Source organism: Cellulosimicrobium sp. G4 BAM 1002 (assembly GCF_057126935.1).
On record NZ_CP182109.1, the window covers coordinates 3,754,990 to 3,769,895 of the forward strand.

Genomic DNA, 14,906 nt, shown 5'->3' on the forward strand with positions numbered 1-14,906 from the left:
GTCGTAGTGCAGGCGGCCCGCCGACACGGCGACCCGTCGGGAGAGACGACGACCGCCGTCGTCCCGCGAACCACGGGACGAGGGTGAGCCGACGGGAGAGACGACGACCGCCGTCATGCGGAGGACGGGAACGAGGCGACCCGACGGGAGAGGCGGGGAGCGGGGTGTGCGCGCCGGGTCGTGGTCGGGTCTGGCGGGAGCCCGCGAGGAACGAGCGGGCGGATGGTAGACCCGGCGCGCACACCCCGGTCCCCGCCGGACCCGACCCCAAGACGCACACCCCGGTCCCCACCGGACCCGACCCCAAGACGCGCACCCCGGTCCCCGCCGGAGGCGACGCTCAGAACCGACCGACTACGAGAGGTCAGCCGCCCAGTCGTAGCCCTCGAGGAACGGGTCGGGCTCGATCGGGTCGCCCGAGCTCCACTCGGTGTGGATCAGGCCGTCGGGGCCGATCTTGCCGATGAGCGCGGTCTTGGCGATGTGGTGGTTGTCGCCGTTCACGGTGACGGAACCCTCCGGCGCGTCGAAGGTGACGCCGTCGGCGGCCTCCTGGACGTCGGCGACGTCGAACGACTCGGCCTTCTCGACCATGCCCTTCCACAGGTACAGCGACGTGTAGGCCGCTTCCATGGGGTCGGACGTCACGCGGTCGGCGCCGTACTTGGCCTGGAACGCCTCGACGAACGTGGTGTTCTCGGGGCTGTCGATGGTCTGGTAGTAGTTCCAGGCGGTGAGCTGGCCCTCGACGTTCTCGACGCCGATGCCGCCGACCTCCTCCTCGGCGATCGAGACGGACACGACGGGCATCGTGTCCGGCCCGAGGCCGGCGTTCTTGTACTCCTTGAAGAACGCGACGTTGGAGTCGCCGTTGAGCGTGTTGAAGACGGCGTCGGCGCCGGCGGCCTTGACCTTGTTGACGATGGTGGAGAAGTCGGTGTGGCCGAGCGGCGCGTACTCCTCGCCGAGGACCTCGATGCCGTTCGCCTCGGCGTACGCGTTGATGATCTTGTTCGCGGTGCGCGGGAAGACGTAGTCGGAGCCGACGAGGAAGATCGACGTGGTGCCCTGCTCCTTGAGGTAGTCGAGGGCGGGGACGATCTGCTGGTTGGTCGTCGCACCGGTGTAGAAGATGTTGGGCGACGACTCGAGGCCCTCGTACTGCACGGGGTAGAAGAGCAGGGAGTCCTGGGCCTCGAAGACGGGGAGCATGGCCTTGCGCGAGGCCGAGGTCCAGCCGCCGAACACGGCGGCGACGCAGTCGCTCGTGATGAGCTTCTCGGCCTTCTCGGCGAACACGGTCGGTTCGGACTGACCGTCCTCCTGGACTATCTCGAGCTGCTTGCCGAGCACGCCGCCCGAGGCGTTGATCTCCTCGGCCGCGAGGTTGAGCGAGTCGGCGACGGTCTGCTCGGAGATCGCCATCGTGCCGGAGAGCGAGTTGAGGAAGCCGATCTTGACGGTGTCGCCGGAGGTGTCGACGCAGCTCTCCGCTGCGGCTCCGCTCGTCGCGGCGCCGGCGGTGTCGCCGGTGTCCGTCCGGGCACCGCACGCCGTGAGCGTGAGCGCGAGGGCGACGAGGGCGGCGGCCGGGGCGAGACGTGTCGTGGCGCGTGAAGGTGTCACCGAAGGTTCCTTTCAGCGGGATGCTCAGGAGTGCCGGGCGGCGCCGGGTGACGCGGCCGACAGACGGCAAGCACGGTGTACGGGCATGTATACGTACCTGTGCCCGTTCTCGTGCCCACTGGTGTCGACGCTAGAGAGGCCGTGTTTCGGGCGGTTTCACCCTCGTGTTAACGGTGCGTGTCAGCAGGTCACGATCGGGTCACGCCGTGCCTCGCCTGCGCCCCACCCACCACGCGAAGACCCCGAGCGCACCGACGCACGCACCGGCGACCGCCACGAGGAGCGGCAGCGACGACGGGATGCCGAGGTGCACCGTGAGCCCGAGGATCCTCGACAGCCCCCACGGCAGGACCATCATCTGGTCGTTCCACGCCGTCAGCGTCGTCTCGAGCCCGACGGCGGAGACCACGAGGCCGCCGACGACGAGCGGTGCGCAGACCGCCACGAGCACCCGGCCGGTCGCCCCCAGGACTCCCAGACCGAGCGAGCGCAGCGCGAACCAGGCCGCGACGAGGACCCAGAGGAACGCCGCGACGGCGACCGTCACGTAGGCGGTCCGAGCCGCGGGCTCGGCCCACAGCCCGTACCAGTACCCGCCCGGGCCGGTCGGGGCTAGCGCGACGAGCAGCAGCACCGTGCGCAGGAGGGCCGCACCGCCGACCGCACCGGCGAGCGCGAACGCACCGCGCCGCCCGACGAGGAGCCGCAGGACACCGACGCACAGCGCCCACGCCCCGAGCACGAGCGCCAGGTGCACCCACGACAGCGCCCACGTGTACGCGACGCGGCTGAGCACGACCGCCGCCACGGGAAGCAGCCACACGAGCGCGCGGTCGACCCGCCCGGCGTCGGCGTCGAGGTGGTGGACGCGCCAGGGCCGGGTCGCGCCGAGCCACAGCGCGCGCAGCGCGAGGCCGCGCGGCGGCCGTCGGGCCGGCACCGCGGCGTCGGACGCGCGGCGACCCGTCACCCGGGCGAGCAGGCGCTGTCCCGGCGCCGTCCCGAGGAGCAGCGCGACGGCGAGCAGCGCCCCCAGCCCGCGGGCCGCCCACGCGGCGCCCTCGTCGCGCTCGGCTCGCTGGAGCCCGAGGTCGGCCGCGGTGAACGTGTACGCGGGGAGGTCGAGGTCGTCCCCGTACCGGGCGACGTGCGCGGAGCGGGAAGCGTCGAAGCGGTCGCGCGCGTCGGCCCACGCGGTGCGCGCGGCCGCATCGCCGGTCGCGAGCCACCGGCCGTGCTGCAGCACGACCTCGCGGTAGTCCGCGAGGACCGTGAACAGGTCGGCTTCGTAGTCGAGCGCGTCGAGGAAGCGCTCGCGCAGGACGGGGTCGCGCCACGTCGCCGGGTCGGTGCCCTGGATCGCGTCCCGCATCCGCTCGACCGTCCGCACCGCCTCACGCCCCTCCTCGACCGACGCCTCGACCGCCGACGGGTCGGAGCCCACGATCGAGGAGACCGAGTCGAGCGCGGCGGCGTCGCCCGAGACGATGTCCCACTCGAAGATCCACATCATCGGTGGCGGCTCGAGCCCGAGCGCTCGCACCTGGTTCCGCGCGAACGCCCCGAGGTACAGGCCGTGGGTGACGGCCTCGCGCGACAGCGCCATCGCCTCCCCGATCGCGGCGACCGTCGCCGGGTCGTCGGAGAACGTCGCGCGCGCCCAGGACGCGGTGATCTCACCGGGGTCGGCGCCGGGGTCGACGGCGAGGCGGGCCGCGGCGTACGTGTTGAGGTCGTAGAGCTGCCAGAACCCGGACTTGCGGTACAGGCTCATCGGCCCGGCCTTCCACGGGCCGCCGTCCTGCGCCCACGCCCACACGCCCTCGACGTGCGGGTTCGCGGCGAGGTAGTGGTCGAGCGTCGCGGCGTAGGCGGGGCCGAGGTCGTTGGGCAACGCCCCGAACCCCTCGAACTCGCGCCGCGACTGCAGCTCGACGATGCGCCGCTGCGTCCCGACGTCGAGCGTCGGGTTGAGCGGCAGCCACGAGTAGAAGTCGCCGGCGACGTGCTTGGTCGACACGACGAGCGAGGGCGAGTCGATCCCGGCGAGCACCGCCTCGTAGGAGTCCGGGTTCGTGTGCAGGTCGCCGACCGCGCCGACGCCGACCGACCACGACCGGAAGATCACGTCCTTGCCGTGCTCCTCCGCGACGCGGGTGAACGCCGTCAGCATCGCGCGCACGGCGGCCTCGTCGGTGACCGCGAGCTCCGACCAGTAGTCCCAGCCCGGCAGGTCGTAGATGCGCCCCGCCTCGCCGATGCGGATCATGAGCCCGTCGACCGCGGGCATGGCCGTGAAGAGCTCGTCGAGACCGGCGGCGTACACGTCCCAGAGCTCCGGGTCGTGCACGTCGAGGCCACGCCCGTCGAGGTACTCCTCCAACGGCGTGCTGAGCATGAGCATGTCCGTCTGCAGGTAGACGTCCGTGCCCGCCTCGTCCGCGTGCTCCCACATCGGGCCGAAGCCGTCGCGCATCGCGAGCGCGCGGGCGACGTGCTCGTCGTCGGCGGCGTAGACGTCGTGACCGTCGCCCACCTCGTCGAACGTCACGTACTCGAGGAAGCCGGGGATCACGACGCCCGTGAAACCCTCCGCGAGCTGGGACGCGACGTACCCGCGGAAGTCGTCGGCGTCGTCCGCGAGCGCCGTGGCGTCCACGTAGGGCGCGTCGGTGAGGATCGCGTCGGCGAACGAGCCGCCGTTGTGCGAGTAGGGGTCGCCCTCGCGCCACGCCTCGGCGTCCGGCTCGATGCCCGTGGCGCCCTTGTCCACGAGCCGCGTGCCGAGCGCGGGCTCCCGCACGACGCCGTCGCCGGGCTCCCCCGGCCCGGCCGGCAGGGCGTCGCGGCCGGTGCGGAGGCGGTCCGCCACCTCGTACAGCCCGTGGGCGGCGCCCGCGGGGTCCGTGGCGTCGAGCCGCCAGCCGAGTGCTGGAGCCGCGACGGCGACGACCCGGTACGCCTCGGGGTCGTCCGAGCCGAGGTCGACGCCTGTCGTGACGCGCAGCTCGCCCCGCGCGGGCTCCGCGCCGGAGCCGTCACGCGCGACGACGGCGGGCCTGCCACGCGCAGCCAGCGCGTCGGCGACCGCCCCGGCGGCGAGCTCGAGCCGCAGCGAGTCGTCAGGCACGACGACGGTCGTGACCGCCGGGAGGTCGGCCACCGGGGTCGCGGGTGCCGCAACCGGGTCCTCCGGTGCCGCCACGGACGGCGTCGCCTCCACGGCGAGCACGTCACCGAGCCCCGTCGCGACCACGAACCCCACCGCCAGCAGCACCGCGAAGGCAGCGGCCGCGTACCAGGGGCGGCGGGGGGCGACGTCGTCGTGCACGGCGACAGCGTAGGCGCTGCCGGCGCAGGACCCGCCGCCCGACGGCGGTCAGGCGGTCGTCGAGGTCGCCTCGCTACGGCGGGTGGTCGCGCGCAGCCCGGCAGCGAGGAGTCCGGCGGTCAGCGCGACGACGAGGACCACGCCCACGAACCCGGCGGCACCGACGAAGATCCCCCCGACCTCGCCGTAGTCGGCGAGCGGCATGCCCGCGAACGCGTGGTCGCGCGCCGCGTCGGCGAAGCCGACGGACTCGGCCGTCGCCTCGAGCCCGTCCGGCGTCGCGGCGGCGAAGGACGACACCACCACGGCCGCGAGGAGCGCCGCGCCGCCGAGTGCCACGACCGCCCGGCGGACCGCGGCGACGGGGGCCGCCGACGGACGGACCGTCCCCGCGCCGTCGGGCAGGGCGGTCGCCGCACGGGCGGCGGCACGACGTGCAGCCGGCTCGATGGCCGCGACGCCCGGCGCGACGCCGAGCACGAGGCCCACGACCCCGGCCGTGATGAGCGCTTCACCCAGGCCGATCAGCGCGTGCACGGAGAGCATCTGCCCGACGAGCTCGCCCACGGGCACGGGCACCGTCCCCCCGACCGCGAACAGCCCGGCGAAGACGAGCGCCGACACCGGCACGCTCGCGAGCGCACCGGCTCCCGCGGCGGCGGGCGACCACCGGCCGCGCGTGAGGCGCAGCACGCCGCGCGTCACCGCCCAGCCGACGAGCATCCCGACCACGGCCATGAGCAGCACGTTCGTGCCGAGCGCGGTGAGCCCGCCGTCGGCGAAGACGAGCGCCTGAACGAGCAGCACGAGCGTCACGGAGAGCACGCCGAGCCACGGACCGACCAGCGCCGCAGCCAGCACCCCGCCCATGAGGTGCCCGCTCGTGCCCGCGGCCACGGGGTAGTTGAGCATCTGGACGGCGAAGACGAAGCCGGTCGTCGCGGCCGTGAGCGCGATGCGGCGCGGCGTGAGGTCCTCGCGCGCCCGGTACGCGGCATAGCCCACCGCGGCGAGGGAGACGACGGAGGTCGTCGCCGACGTGGGGTCGTTGAGGAAGTGGTCGGGGACGTGCATGTCAGGCTCCTGTCGTCAGCAGTGTCGTGCGGTGTCCGGCGTGGTCGGTGCCCGACGGCGCAGCGCGCGTGGGCGGGGACGTTTCCTGCGGGTCGTCGGGGTCAGGAGGCCCCGTGCCGCCGGTGCCGAGGGCGCGGTGTTCGCGCAGGGACGTGGCCCAGGCCCGGACGACCGTGTCGATGCCGGCGTCGTGGGTGCTCGCGCCGAGGTGGCGGGCGATCGCGCCGGGGCCGTCGAGGTCGAGCCGCAGCGGACCCGGCGAACCGGGGGCCGGTCGCCCGGTGGGTGCCTGGTCGGGGGCCACCGGCGTGGCAGGCGGGCGGGCGCCCAGGCACAGCACCGAGTCGACGACGCGCGCCGCCCCGAGGATGCCGGGCAGGGCTCGGTCGTCGCCGAGGTCGAGGTCCTCGACGACGAGCTCGCGCACCAGTGTCCGCCGTGCCGGGTCGGTCCGCCATGACGGGTCCGACCCCTCGGGCACGCCGAACTCACCGGTCGTGCCCGGACCAGGAGCCACCCGAGGGGCGTGCGGTGCCGAGAGGTCGACCCGCGTGCGCGACCGCAGCAGCCCACCGCGTTCTCCCGTGCGGCCCAGCACGAGCGTCTCGCGCAGCAGCGCGACGCCTCCCGGCCCGGAGCCGCCGTCGGCGAGCGAGACGGAGGTGGACCGCTCGACGTCCGCGCCGTCGGCGACGACGAACGGCAGCGCGTCCCACACGAGCAGCCCTCCGGCGTCGACGCGCACCGCGACGTCCCACGACGCCGCTCGCCCGCGCCCCGAGTAGGCGACGGTGCCCGAGACCTCCACGAGCTCGAGCTCGACCCCCTCGCCCACGTGCACCTCGACGCGCACGTGGTCACCGCCGAGCAGCAGCGCGCGCGTCGCGACGAGAGCGATGCGCGCGACGCCCCGCCCGGTCGACAGCACGCGCGGGCTGAGGGCGCCCGGGCGCAGGGCGCAGCGCACGCGCCCGCCCTGGGCGCGCACCTCGACCCGCGTCGTGTCGTCCATCGCGTGCGTCGCCCTCGGTGCCGTCAGCCGCGTCCGACGACGGTGGACGCCGGCTCGGCCTCGTCCCCGGCGTGCGAGTGGTCGTGCGCGTGGTCGTCGCCGTGCGCGTGGGAGGAGCCGCCGTCGTCGTGCGTGTGGAGGAAACCGTTGCCCTCCTCGTCCGCGTGGAAGTGCGGCGCCATCGGACCCGGGTCCTGCGGCACGTGCGCGCCCGCGCGGTGCGCGGCGAGCAGGGTCTGCACCCACGTGGTGAGCGCGTCGATCGACTCGCGGTCGAGGCGCGAGAGCGCGAGCACCGGGCCGCCGTCGCGCGCAGCCGTGGCGTCGAGGACCATCCGTTGGACGTCCACGCCGACGTAGGGCGCGAGGTCCGTCTTGTTGACGACGAGCAGGTCCGCCCGCGCGATGCCGGGACCGCCCTTGCGCGCGACGTCGCCGCCACCGGCGACGTCGAGCACGAAGATCTGCGCGTCCACGAGGGCCGGCGAGAACGTGGCCGTGAGGTTGTCGCCGCCGGACTCGACGAGCACGACGTCGAGCGGCGCGAAGTCCTCCTCGAGGTCCTCGACCGCGAGAAGGTTCGCGGTGACGTCGTCGCGGATCGCCGTGTGCGGGCACGCACCGGTCTCGACGGCGCGGATGCGCTCGGGGTCGAGCACGCCCGCCGAGCGCAGGAACCGCGCGTCCTCGTCGGTGTAGATGTCGTTGGTGATGACGCCGAGCTGCAGCAGCTCGGACAGCTCGCGGCACAGCAGCGCGATGAGCGAGCTCTTGCCCGTGCCGACGGGGCCGGCGACGCCGAGTCGCAGGGAACGGGTGCTGGCGGGTGTCGTCTGATCAGGCACTGAACAGCCTCTCGGTGGTGCGGGCGTGGATCTCGGCCCACTGCTCGACGAGCGGTGCGCCGTGCGCGGGGATCGCGCGGGGGTCGGTCAGGTGGGCGACGTCGTGGGCGAGCGCGTCGATCGCGGGCTGCGCGGCGACGACCCAGCCGGTCGCGTCGACCGGGTCGACCGGCGCGAGCTTGAGCGTCGCCGCGGCGACGGTCTGCACGTCCTCGTACCCCACGAGGCGCGCGACCTGCAGGGCGGACAGCCCCGCGCACGCGGCCGTGACGCCCAGGACGACGGGCCGCGGGGGCTGCGGAGCCCGGCCCCGGCGGCCCGACGGCGTCACCTCGGCGGGACGCAGGTCGGCGACGATCTCCGCCGCCTCGTCCAGCGCGACGACGGCGGGGTGGCCCGCCCACAGGCGCCGCAGGAGCCGCAGGTAGCCGCGCCCGAGCCGCTGCGACGTCTCCCGGAGCGCGGGCGCCGGCGTCCTGGCCGCCCAGGCGAGCCACGTGCCGGCGAGGTCCTGGGCCCCGGCCGACCGTGCGCCGTCGGGCACGGGACCCACCGCAAGCACGGCGTGCCGCGCCACGACCGCGGTCGCGGCCTCCGTCCGGGTGACGGTCGCGAGGCGCGCGCGGACGTAGTCGGGGACGCTCGTGGCGGGCATCCCGGCCCGCAGCGCCGGCTCCAGCCCCGCCGACTGCGTGTGCCCGCCGGTCGGCAGACGCGCGTCCGCGAGCAGCGCGAGCATGAGCTCGGCCCTCCCGGCGGCGTCCGCGTCCTGCTCCTGCGTCTCGCTCATGGCTCAGAAGAGCGAGTAGAGCTGCGCGAGGGGCAGCCGGTCGGCCGGGGCGGGGACGATCAGGTCGCCGTCGACCTCGATGGCGAAGGACTCCGGGTCGATGTCGATCTGCGGGAGGTGGTCGTTGTTCTTCATCTGCGCCTTGCCGACGCCGCGCGTGTCGGCGACGGGCACGAGCCGGCGGGCGAGCCCGAGCCGCTCCTCGAGGCCGTCGTCGAGCGCCGCCGGCGAGACGAACGACATCGACACGTCGGCTCCGATCGCGTCCGTCAGCGCTGGTCGCATGAGCACCGGCTGCGGCGACGGGATGGAGGCGTTGGGGTCTCCCAGCGCGCCCCACACGAGCGCGCCACCCTTCATGACGACGCTCGGCCGCACCCCGAAGAACTTCGGCTCCCAGAGCACGAGGTCCGCGACCTTGCCCGGCTCGACCGACCCGACGTGCGCGTCGATCCCGTGCGCGACGGCCGGGTTGATCGTGTACTTCGCGACGTAGCGCCGGGCCCGCAGGTTGTCCGCCGGGAGGTCCCCGCCGAGCGACCCGCGACGCGCCTTCATGACGTGCGCGACCTGCCACGTGCGCGTGACCACCTCGCCGATGCGACCCATCGCCTGCGCGTCGGAGGACGTGATGGAGATGGCGCCCAGGTCGTGCAGCACGTCCTCGGCGGCGATCGTCGTGCCGCGGATCCGGGACTCCGCGAACGCGAGGTCCTCCGCGACCTGCGGGTTGAGGTGGTGGCAGACCATGAGCATGTCGAGGTGCTCGGCGACCGTGTTGACCGTGTGCGGGAGGGTCGGGTTGGTGGAGCCGGGGATGACGTTGGGGTGGCTCACGACGGTGAGGATGTCCGGCGCGTGCCCGCCGCCCGCGCCCTCGGCGTGGAACGCGTGGATCGACCGCCCCCCGATCGCGCGCAGCGTCGACTCGACGAACCCCGCCTCGTTGAGCGAGTCGGAGTGCAGCGCGACCTGCAGCCCCCAGTCCTCGGCGGCCTTCAGCGCGGCGTCGATCGCCGCCGGGGTCGAACCCCAGTCCTCGTGGACCTTGTAGCCGCCCGCGCCGGCCATCGCCTGCTCGCGCAGCCCCTCGGCGCTCACCGTGTTGCCCTTGCCGAGGAGCAGGACGTTGACCGGCAGCCGGTCGAGCGAGCGGTGGATCGTCTCGAGGTGCCACGCGCCGGGCGTGACCGTCGTGGCCTTGGTGCCCTCGCTCGGCCCTGTGCCTCCGCCGGCGACCGTCGTGATGCCCGTCGCCAGCGCCTCGACGATCTGCGACGGCGAGATGAGGTGCACGTGCGAGTCGATGCCACCCGCGGTGAGGATCTTGCCCTCGCCGCTCACCACGTCGGTCGACGGGCCGATGTGCAGGTCCGGGTGCACGCCGTCCGCGACGTCGGGGTTGCCCGCGCGGCCGAGCGCGACGATCCGCCCGTTCCGGATCCCGACGTCCGCCTTGACGACCCCCCACCAGTCCAGCACGACGGCGTTCGTGATCACCGTGTCGAGCGCACCCTCGGCGCGGGTCGTGGACCCCTGCGCCATCGACTCGCGGATCGACTTCCCGCCGCCGAAGACGACCTCCTCGCCCCCGAACGTGCGGTCCTCCTCGACCGCGATCCACAGGTCGGTGTCGCCGAGGCGGACCTGGTCGCCCGTCGTCGGCCCGTACAGCGCGACGTAGCGCTCGCGCGAGATCGCGACCATGCGTCAGTCCTCCTCGGGGGTGGTCGTGCCCGACGGCGCGGTGTCGCGGGGTGCGGACGGTCCGCCCGGGGCCGTGGTCTGCTCGGGTGCGACGTCCACGCGGTCGAGTGCGCCGCCGTCGGGCTTGCCGCGCTGCAGGCCGGGCACGCGCCGTCGGCCGCGCAGGGCGACCGCCTCGACCTCGGCGGACGCGCCGGGCTCGAAGCGTCGTGACGTGCCGGACGGGACGTCGAGGCGGAAGCCGTGGGCCGCGGCGCGGTCGAACGCGAGGGCGGAGTTCGCGTCCGGGAGGTGCAGGTGGGAGCCGATCTGCACGGGCCGGTCGCCGGTGTTGATCACGACCAGGGTGACGCGCTCGTCGTCGGTGCGGTCGGCGTTGAGGACGACGGGCACGTCCTCGGCGCCGCTCCTGAGCCGGACCGCGCCCGGACCGCTCGTGCTGATGCCTGCCATGTGCGTCCCGTCCTCGTTCCTGCTGCCGGCCGGGCCGGTCAGGCGATCGGCTGGTGGATGGTGACGAGCTTGCGCCCGTCGGGGAACGTCGCCTCGACCTGGACGTCGGGCAGCATCTCGGCGACCCCGTCCATGACCTCGTCGCGGCGCAGGACCTCACGTCCGGAGACCATGAGCTCCTCGACGCCTGCACCCTCGCGAGCGCGCTCGATCACCCAGGTGGTGAGCAGCGCGACGGTCTCGGGGTAGTTGAGCAGCACGCCGCGCTCACGGCGGTCGCGGGCGACCATGCCCGCGACGGCGAGCAGGAGCTTCTCGGTGTCCGCCGGAGTGAGGTGCATGGCGCAGATCCTGCCGCGCGTTCGTTTCCGGCGTGTATACACGGCGTTATACGCACGTGTACCGCGCCCCGCACGGCCAGATCCCCGTGCCGAACCCGGGCTTGTGTGCCACCCGCGCCTCGCTGTGCGCACGAACCCCGGGTTGGGCGTCCCGGGCGCCGAACCCGGGGTTGACGGCCAGCTGACGCGTCGGGTGACGCGGAATCCCGGGTTCGGCACGGTGTCCGGGCACGACGAAGGCCGCCGACCGGGCGAACCCGGCCGACGGCCCTCGATGTCCTGCGACGTCACCCGGACGAGCCGGGCGGCGGTTCAGCGGTGGATCAGAAGTCCATGCCGCCCATGCCGCCGTCGCCACCCGGCATCGGCGGGTTCTTCTCCGGCTTGTCGGCCACGACGGCCTCGGTCGTGAGGAAGAGCGCCGCGATCGAGGCGGCGTTCTGCAGCGCGGAGCGCGTGACCTTGACCGGGTCGTTCACGCCGGCGGCGAGGAGGTCCTCGTAGACGCCGGTCGCGGCGTTGAGGCCGTGGCCCGACGGGAGGTTGCGCACCTTCTCCGCCACGACGCCGCCCTCGAGGCCCGCGTTGATCGCGATCTGCTTGAGCGGCGCGTCGATCGCGGCACGCACGATCGCGGCACCGGTCGCCTCGTCACCCTCGAGCTCGAGCTTCTCGAACGCCACGGCACCGGCCTGGATGAGCGCGACGCCACCACCGGCGACGATGCCCTCCTCGACGGCAGCCTTCGCGTTGCGCACGGCGTCCTCGATGCGGTGCTTGCGCTCCTTGAGCTCGACCTCGGTCGCCGCGCCCGCCTTGATGACGGCGACGCCGCCCGCGAGCTTGGCGAGGCGCTCCTGGAGCTTCTCGCGGTCGTAGTCGGAGTCCGACTTCTCGATCTCGGAACGGATCTGGTTCACGCGACCCGCGATGAGGTCGGCGTCGCCGGCACCCTCGACGATCGTGGTCTCGTCCTTGGTGACGACGACCTTGCGCGCCTGGCCGAGCAGGTCGAGCGTCGCGCTCTCGAGCTTGAGGCCCACCGTCTCGGTGATGACCTGGCCGCCGGTGAGGATCGCGATGTCCTGGAGCATGGCCTTGCGGCGGTCGCCGAAGCCCGGGGCCTTGACGGCGACGGACTTGAACGTGCCACGGATCTTGTTGAGCACCAGGGTCGCGAGCGCCTCGCCCTCGACGTCCTCGGCGATGATGAGGAGCGAGCGGCCGGCCTTCATGACCTGGTCGAGGACCGGGAGCAGGTCCTTCACGTTCGAGATCTTGGACTCGACGATGAGGACGTACGGGTCCTCGAGCACGGCCTCCTGGCGCTCGGGGTCCGTCTCGAAGTAGCGCGCGAGGAAGCCCTTGTCGAAGCGCATGCCCTCGGTGAGCTCGAGCTCGAGGCCGAACGTGTTCGACTCCTCGACCGTGATGACGCCCTCCTTGCCCACCTTGTCGAGGGCCTCGGCGATGAGCTCGCCGATCGCGGGGTCACCGGCGGAGATGGCAGCCGTGGCGGCGATCTCCTCCTTGGTCTCGATCTCCTTGGCGGCGTTGAGCAGCTGCTCGGTCACCGCGTCGACGGCCTTCTCGATGCCGCGTTTGAGCGCGATCGGGTTCGAGCCGGCGGCGACGTTGCGCAGGCCCTCGCGCACGAGCGCCTGGGCGAGCACGGTGGCGGTCGTGGTGCCGTCACCCGCGACGTCGTCGGTCTTCTTGGCGACCTCCTTGACGAGCTCCGCGCCGATCTTCTCGTACGGGTCCTCGAGCTCGATCTCCTTGGCGATGGAGACGCCGTCGTTCGTGATCGTCGGCGCGCCCCACTTCTTGTCGAGCACGACGTTGCGGCCCTTGGGGCCGAGGGTGACCTTCACGGTGTCGGCGAGGACGTTGAGCCCGCGCTCCATCCCGCGACGGGCCTCCTCGTTGAAGGCGATGATCTTTGCCATGGGGAATGATCCTCCGCTGGTGGCGTGTGGCGGTCGGCCGGCGCCCGCGACGGACGGCCCGCGACGGGCGGCGTTCATGTCACGCCGCCGGGGCGGGCCTCACCTGTCGACCTGGTGTGGTGCTCCGCAGCCACGCTGAGCGGCTGCCGATGCTGGTCACTGCTGTCACTCTCATGGCGAGAGTGCTAACGCCATTATTGGCACTCGCACCCGGCGAGTGCAAGACAGCACCTCCGCCGTCCGGCGCGTATCGCGACGAGCGGAACCGGCACGGTGCTCGCGCCGTGGTCGCGCTCCCCTAGGATGCGCGGTGTGATCCGCGCAACACCGTCGTGGCGCCTCGCAGCAGCCCTGGCCGGCTTCGTGCTGGTCCCCGCCCTCGGCCTCACCGCGGCGACCGCCGTCGCCGCCGCGCCCACGGGCGAGCACATCGACCTCTACCAGGACGGCGTCGCCGTCGCGTCCGGCCCGGACGGACCCGCACTCCTGCGGCTGGCCCCGGGGTCCACCGCCGTCTTCCTCGAGGGGAGCCGGGTCCTCGACCCCGCCACGCTCGACCCCGCGGCGCTCGCCGGAGGCGTCGACCCTGCCGACGGCGAGGCGAACCGCCTCGCACAGGTCGCCGGCCCGCGGCTCGACGCAGCAACGCTCCTCGACGACGGCCGCGCGCACGACGCAGCCGCCGCCTCGCGCGCGTGGCTCGCGGCCGGCGTCGTCCCGGGCGCAGAGGGGCCCTTCGCAGACCTCGGCCAGGCCGCTCTGCTCGACCTGCGGGCCCTGACGCTCGGCAACGGCGCGTCGCTCGCGGCCGCGTCGCCGAAGTGGCGGTACGTCTGGCCGCGCGACGCCTCGTTCGCCGCCGTCGCGTTCGCCCGCACCGGCCACGTCGACGACGCGCGCGCCGTCCTGCGCTTCCTCGCCGACGTGCAGGAGGACGACGGGTCGTTCCAGGCGCGGTACCTACCCGACGGCTCGGGCGTGCCCGACGACCGCGGGCTCCAGTCCGACGGCGTCGGGTGGGTCCTGTGGGCGGCGGACGTCGTGCTGTCCGAGACGCCCGGGGACGAGCGTCGCGAGGTGGCGGAGGAGCTGCGTCCCCTCGTCGACGCCGCGACCGACCACGCACTGTCGCTCGTCGACGACGGCGGTTCGCAGGACTCGCTGCCCCCGGCGTCGAGCGACTACTGGGAGGTCGAGCCCACGTCCCTCACTCTCGGCACCGCCGGGCCGCTGCTCGCCGGGCTCGAGGGCGCGGCCGACGTCTACGGCGCCACCGACCGCTGGTCGCGGTCGGCCGCGGCGGCGCGCGGTGCGGACCGCCTGCGCGCGGCGGTCGAGGACGCGTTCGGGAGCCAGGGCTACCCCCGGCACGTGACGGGCGGCGCCCGTGACGCGTCGACCGCGTTCGTCCTGCCCCCGTTCCAGCCGGAGCCGCTCGCGGGAGCGACCGACGCGTGGCGCGCGTCCGTCACCGAGATGCTGCGGCCCGCGGGCGGGCTTGCGCCCGGCGCCGGGTGGCGCGAGGACGGCATCTCGTGGACGCCGCAGACGACGCTCTACGCGCTCACGGCCGCGACGTCGTCGGACCCGGACGACCGCGCGGACGCCAGGGAGTGGCTGCGCTGGGTCGACGACCACAGGACCGCGTCCGGCGCGATCCCCGAGAAGGTCCTCGCCGACGGGTCACCGGCGGCCGTCGCGCCGCTGTCGTGGAGCTCCGCGCTCGTCGTGCTCGCGCTCGTCGAGCTCGATGCCGGCTCGCCGCGGTAGGACGCGGG

At 73.9% G+C, this 14,906-nt stretch carries 11 protein-coding genes; 1 reads left to right on the forward strand and 10 read right to left on the reverse strand.

The window, feature by feature from the left end; translation table 11 throughout:
- Positions 1-354: 354 nt before the first annotated feature.
- The 10 genes from urtA to groL form a co-directional block, all read right to left on the reverse strand.
- Complete coding sequence (gene urtA, locus ACMXGY_RS16700) at positions 355-1,626, reverse strand: urea ABC transporter substrate-binding protein (protein ID WP_483774106.1); 1,272 nt, start codon at positions 1,624-1,626, stop codon at positions 355-357.
- A gap of 199 nt (positions 1,627-1,825) precedes the next feature.
- The gene (locus ACMXGY_RS16705; protein ID WP_483774107.1) at positions 1,826-4,957 is read right to left on the reverse strand and encodes a hypothetical protein; all 3,132 of its coding nucleotides are present in this window, start codon (positions 4,955-4,957) and stop codon (positions 1,826-1,828) included.
- Positions 4,958-5,005: 48 nt separating this feature from the next.
- Positions 5,006-6,031, reverse strand: a complete 1,026-nt coding sequence (locus tag ACMXGY_RS16710) for an energy-coupling factor ABC transporter permease (protein ID WP_483774108.1) — start codon at positions 6,029-6,031, stop codon at positions 5,006-5,008.
- Between the two features lies 1 nt (position 6,032).
- Complete coding sequence (locus ACMXGY_RS16715; RefSeq protein ID WP_483774109.1) at positions 6,033-7,043, reverse strand: urease accessory protein UreD; 1,011 nt, start codon at positions 7,041-7,043, stop codon at positions 6,033-6,035.
- 23 nt (positions 7,044-7,066) lie between these two features.
- Complete coding sequence (gene ureG, locus ACMXGY_RS16720; protein ID WP_483774110.1) at positions 7,067-7,888, reverse strand: urease accessory protein UreG; 822 nt, start codon at positions 7,886-7,888, stop codon at positions 7,067-7,069.
- Positions 7,881-8,678, reverse strand: a complete 798-nt coding sequence (locus tag ACMXGY_RS16725; protein WP_483774111.1) for an urease accessory protein UreF — start codon at positions 8,676-8,678, stop codon at positions 7,881-7,883. The genes ureG and ACMXGY_RS16725 overlap by 8 nt, the downstream gene beginning before the upstream one ends.
- A 3-nt stretch (positions 8,679-8,681) precedes the next feature.
- A complete protein-coding gene (locus tag ACMXGY_RS16730) occupies positions 8,682-10,385 on the reverse strand; it encodes an urease subunit alpha (RefSeq protein WP_483774112.1) in 1,704 nt (567 codons plus the stop codon).
- A gap of 3 nt (positions 10,386-10,388) precedes the next feature.
- A complete protein-coding gene (gene ureB / locus ACMXGY_RS16735) occupies positions 10,389-10,838 on the reverse strand; it encodes an urease subunit beta (protein ID WP_483774113.1) in 450 nt (149 codons plus the stop codon).
- Positions 10,839-10,876: 38 nt separating this feature from the next.
- A complete protein-coding gene (locus ACMXGY_RS16740; RefSeq protein ID WP_237840218.1) occupies positions 10,877-11,179 on the reverse strand; it encodes an urease subunit gamma in 303 nt (100 codons plus the stop codon).
- 323 nt (positions 11,180-11,502) lie between these two features.
- Complete coding sequence (gene groL / locus ACMXGY_RS16745; protein WP_483774114.1) at positions 11,503-13,128, reverse strand: chaperonin GroEL; 1,626 nt, start codon at positions 13,126-13,128, stop codon at positions 11,503-11,505.
- Between the two features lie 303 nt (positions 13,129-13,431).
- On the opposite strand from groL, the gene ACMXGY_RS16750 reads away from it, so the two are divergent.
- A complete protein-coding gene (locus ACMXGY_RS16750; protein WP_483774115.1) occupies positions 13,432-14,898 on the forward strand; it encodes a glycoside hydrolase family 15 in 1,467 nt (488 codons plus the stop codon).
- Positions 14,899-14,906 lie beyond the last annotated feature (8 nt).

Coding starts and splice junctions, on each gene's coding strand:
- ACMXGY_RS16710 (WP_483774108.1), bottom strand. CDS start 6,031: ATGCACGTCCCCGACCACTTCCTCAACGACCCCACGTCGGCGACGACC.
- ACMXGY_RS16715 (WP_483774109.1), bottom strand. CDS start 7,043: ATGGACGACACGACGCGGGTCGAGGTGCGCGCCCAGGGCGGGCGCGTG.
- ACMXGY_RS16725 (WP_483774111.1), bottom strand. CDS start 8,678: ATGAGCGAGACGCAGGAGCAGGACGCGGACGCCGCCGGGAGGGCCGAG.
- ACMXGY_RS16730 (WP_483774112.1), bottom strand. CDS start 10,385: ATGGTCGCGATCTCGCGCGAGCGCTACGTCGCGCTGTACGGGCCGACG.
- ureB (WP_483774113.1), bottom strand. CDS start 10,838: ATGGCAGGCATCAGCACGAGCGGTCCGGGCGCGGTCCGGCTCAGGAGC.
- ACMXGY_RS16740 (WP_237840218.1), bottom strand. CDS start 11,179: ATGCACCTCACTCCGGCGGACACCGAGAAGCTCCTGCTCGCCGTCGCG.
- groL (WP_483774114.1), bottom strand. CDS start 13,128: ATGGCAAAGATCATCGCCTTCAACGAGGAGGCCCGTCGCGGGATGGAG.
- ACMXGY_RS16750 (WP_483774115.1), top strand. CDS start 13,432: ATGCGCGGTGTGATCCGCGCAACACCGTCGTGGCGCCTCGCAGCAGCC.